Origin of the sequence: Winogradskyella vidalii (assembly GCF_013403955.1) — a bacterium.
Lineage (GTDB): Bacteria > Bacteroidota > Bacteroidia > Flavobacteriales > Flavobacteriaceae > Winogradskyella > Winogradskyella vidalii.
The window spans coordinates 1-3,373 of the sequence record NZ_JABFDG010000023.1 but is presented as its reverse complement, the minus strand read 5'-3'; the positions used below and the strand labels follow the sequence as shown (position 1 = coordinate 3,373).

The 3,373-nt window shown below is 30.3% G+C and carries 5 protein-coding genes; 4 read left to right on the top strand and 1 reads right to left on the bottom strand.

Annotation, left to right across the window (positions count from 1 at the left end; all coding sequences use genetic code 11):
- The first annotated feature begins 426 nt into the window (after positions 1-426).
- The 4 genes from HM982_RS18195 to HM982_RS18180 all read left to right on the top strand — a co-directional run bounded on the left by HM982_RS18195 (position 427) and on the right by HM982_RS18180 (position 2,570).
- Positions 427-888 (top strand): hypothetical protein, encoded by a 462-nt coding sequence (locus HM982_RS18195; protein ID WP_179354746.1) that lies wholly within the window; start codon positions 427-429, stop codon positions 886-888.
- Positions 889-1,046: 158 nt separating this feature from the next.
- Positions 1,047-1,814: a hypothetical protein gene (locus HM982_RS18190; protein WP_179354745.1), complete on the top strand. Its 768-nt coding sequence runs from the start codon at positions 1,047-1,049 to the stop codon at positions 1,812-1,814.
- A 202-nt stretch (positions 1,815-2,016) separates the two neighbouring features.
- On the top strand, positions 2,017-2,253 hold the full coding sequence (locus HM982_RS18185) for a hypothetical protein (RefSeq protein WP_092447518.1): 237 nt from the start codon (positions 2,017-2,019) through the stop codon (positions 2,251-2,253).
- Between the two features lie 2 nt (positions 2,254-2,255).
- Positions 2,256-2,570, top strand: a complete 315-nt coding sequence (locus HM982_RS18180) for a type II toxin-antitoxin system RelE/ParE family toxin (protein WP_093246105.1) — start codon at positions 2,256-2,258, stop codon at positions 2,568-2,570.
- A 51-nt stretch (positions 2,571-2,621) separates the two neighbouring features.
- On the opposite strand, the gene HM982_RS18175 is transcribed toward HM982_RS18180, so the two are convergent.
- The coding region (locus HM982_RS18175; protein ID WP_179354069.1) for an IS110 family RNA-guided transposase at positions 2,622-3,373 on the bottom strand (752 nt) is incomplete at its 5' end.

Sequence of the window (3,373 nt, the reverse complement as noted above, 5' to 3'; positions counted from 1 at the left end):
TCTGTGACATCAAAAACCAAATGGCTAATGTCTATTCCAAAATATTTAATATCTTTATTCATAAGAAATGTTTTTTTCAAAGGACAATCTACGCGAGTTTCAACGACTTAAAATCGAGGTCTTAAAGCCTCATAGAACTGTACGAAATCTGTGTAGAAAAGAGAGGGGATTTTCAATGTTGACGAGATCTGAAGTCTCTGCGTATATAATAACCTTACTCCTCTCTTTTGTGCTTTCTAATTTATAAATCTTAATTTAGTGTTTTTATTTAATTGCTAACTTAAGACGTGTATAATTCATTGCTAGTTTTAGCCTACTTACGAAAATCCTCGCGGATTTTCTATTCGGTTTTTATTTGCTAACTTTAGTGCTTAATCACGCAACGAAATCATACACATAACCGTTCTACGCAATTTAAAAACGACAATGAGAATATACACAATTTTGATTTTTATTTTATTGATTTCTGGTTGTAATCAACCGAATTCTGAATTAATGGAACAACGAAAATCTTGGGGATTTAATAATTGGGAATCTGAATTTAAGGAAAGAGCGTTATGCTTATGCTTATTAGAGGGTTACGAAAATGAAGAAATCAAAAACTATATTTTGAAGAATGACAAATCGTATTATAACGGAATTGGAATCGCAATTTTTGACCCAACTCTGAAACAAATAATACGAAAAGAAGTTGCTAAAATAAAGCAGGACTCAATTGAATCAGTTGAAAGAGTTCCTGAACATTTAGTTGGAAAAAGGATTTTCAGTCATTGTATGGAATTTTACAAAAGCGCAAAATTGGATTCTATCGTGAAAAAAGAAATTCCTAAATGGAATGAAATAAAAAACATTCAATCAGAAGTTTGGAAACATATACCAACTTACTAACGAATGAAATAAAAACTGCGTAGAACACCGTGTATAATTAATTGCTTCATTGAGCTTACTTGCGAATATTCCTGCGGAATATTCACGGGTTCGTAAATGTTTGCTAACTTAGTTGCTGAACCACGCAACTAACCATACACAAACCCGTTCTACGCAATTTGAAAAAAACATTTTACATATTAACAATATTTTTACTGACAATAAATGTTCAGGCACAAAATGACATTTCTAAATATATCGGGAAATACGGAGACTGGATGCCAAATGGAGAAGCATTAATAACCGAATTGGAATTAAAAGCAAACGGAACTTTTAAATTAAGAACAACTGATTATGTTTATCCACAGACCTTTAAAAATTACACAAACGAAGGAAAATGGATTTTAAAAGATGGAGAAGTTATTTTAAATCCACACTTAAAAAGACGAGAGCCAACTGTGAATATAACTGAAAAGCAAATTGGACTTAAAGACTCGATTAAAATTAAGGTCAACCATTATGTTGAACTTTACGAAAAACAAAACTTGATTGAAAAACAAAAAACGGAATTTGAAATACTAACTCTTTACTTTAATAAAAGGAGAAAATACAAGCATTTGACAAGAGAATGGCTAAAAGAAGGAAGTTGCGCTTGGGCACCTCGATTAAGAAACAGAGTGAATTTAGATTCAACAAATACGTTTAGAATAGCAAAAAAAGATATTGAGAAATTCGGAATTTATACTTACGGATTTACAGATTTTATCGAACTGCGAACTAAAAAAAAACATTCTGACTATTACGAAATAGATATCGTAATTCCTATCGACAAGGAAAGAATGCCGAGAAATAAAAAAGTAATTATAAAAGGAAATAAAGCATATTTTTATGAAATTAAAGGAAAAGTAAAAAAGTCGCTGAATAATTTATGGAAAAAAACTGCGTAGAACACCGTGTATAATTAATTGCTTCATTGAGCCTACTTGCGAATATTCCTGCGGAATATTCACGGGTTCGTAAATGTTTGCTAACTTAGTCGCTTAACCACGCAACTAACCATACACAAACACGTTGGCAGTAATACAAGAAAATCATTTTTCAAATAAACATTTAGTAAAAAAATTGTATTTTTGATTAAATACACGAATTATGGATTTACAAACTCGAAAACTCAATTTAATAACTTATCTAGCCCAAATTAAGGACGAGATATTATTTGACAAATTGGAAAATTATATCCTAAAAAGAGAGATTGAACACAATCCTGAATTAAAACCATTTACTGTCGAGGAATTAATTAATCGAATAGAAAAATCTGAATTGGATTTCAAAAATGGGAATGTAAAAAGTCAAGAAGATTTAGAGAGAATATCAGCAAATTGGTAACAATGAAAATAGTTTGGACTGATTTTGCTATCAGAAATTTAAAAGATATTTTTGATTATTATTCTATTGAAGTAAATAAAAAACTTGCTCATAAAATTAGAAAACAAATACTTAAATCCTCTAAACAATTAATAAAAAACCCGAATTCTGGTCCAGTAGAACCTAATTTGACAATTCTAAATAAAAATCACCGATACTTAATAAGCGGACATTATAAACTTATTTACAGAATTGTAGATAATGAAATTATAATTAATGATGTCTTTGACACACGACAAAATCCGACTAAAATGAATGATGAAAATCGGATTGAATAATAAAGTACTACTGCCAACAAAGTACTGTGGTAAAAAACAAGTAAAAATGCACTAATTTTTCATTAAAGTACTTCTATATGTATCATCATATATTAAACCTGATTTTGCTATAGCAAAAGCCTGTTTTAATAGTTTATTACACACCGCTATCAATGCCAATTTTTTACTCTTTCCTTTTGCTACTATTCTCTCATAAATATCACGACATGCTTTATTGTATTTACAAGCATTAAAGCTGCACATAAATAACAGATTACGTAGTTTCTGATTTCCTATTTTACTGATACGAGGCCGTCCATTTACACTACTCCCACTCTTTCTAACTACAGGGGTTAATCCAGCATAACTACACAATTCGCTACCACTTTTAAAACGATCAAATCCATCGGTTAAAACCAATAGCATTACTGCGGTTTTATTTCCTATACCTGGAATAGTTTTTATTCGAGTTAGTAAATCTTGATACTCTTGTTTTACTATTATTAATAGTTTTTCTTCTAAGGTTTTTAATTCTTTATCAACCTGCTTTAAACTACGCTTTAATGAAGCCACTACGACTTTACTTGGGTTACCTAAAACAGCTTCTCCATGTAGCTTATTTTTAAGCATAGTGCTTTGTTTTGTATACAATGAAAGGAGTCTGGTCATTTGTAAGCACTCTGTTTGAACTTTGGAATTGCCTTCCCAAAGTTTTAATTCCACCTGTTTGGCATACTCACAAATCAATTTAGAATCACTTTTGTCTGTCTTGATTTTAGACAACTTCATTTGGATAAAACGTTTTACTGATAATGGATTTTCAA

Excerpts from the sequence above, each read along its gene's own strand:
- HM982_RS18195 (WP_179354746.1), top strand. The coding sequence starts at position 427 with ATGAGAATATACACAATTTTGATTTTTATTTTATTGATTTCTGGTTGT.
- HM982_RS18180 (WP_093246105.1), top strand. The coding sequence starts at position 2,256 with ATGAAAATAGTTTGGACTGATTTTGCTATCAGAAATTTAAAAGATATT.
- HM982_RS18185 (WP_092447518.1), top strand. The coding sequence starts at position 2,017 with ATGGATTTACAAACTCGAAAACTCAATTTAATAACTTATCTAGCCCAA.